The sequence below is a fragment of the Halomonas sp. ND22Bw genome, assembly GCF_003011945.1.
Taxonomy (GTDB): Bacteria; Pseudomonadota; Gammaproteobacteria; order Pseudomonadales; family Halomonadaceae; genus Halomonas; species Halomonas halophila.
The window spans coordinates 1-232 of sequence record NZ_PXWD01001876.1; the positions used below are offsets into that span (position 1 = coordinate 1).

Consider the following 232-nt stretch of genomic DNA (forward strand, 5'->3'; position numbering starts at 1 on the left):
CGCTTGCCTTCGCGGGCGACGAGGGCGCCCGCAGCCATATTCCGCTCGAGGGGCTGCGGGCCGCCGCCACCGCGCTTCTCCTGCCGCGTCCGATGCGCTCCACCCCGGACGTGCGCGTCGACACCTATATCCGGCCTTATCGCGATCACTGGCTGCGGCGGATCCTGTTGCGTGATGCGCCGACCTACGGCCATGTGATGATCGCATCGCTGGTCACCAACTGCCTCGGCCT

General features: G+C 69.0%; 1 pseudogene. It reads left to right on the forward strand.

The features are described 5' to 3' along the window. Window positions 1-232: pseudogene (locus CVH10_RS26470) on the forward strand (type I secretion system permease/ATPase); the annotation flags it as partial.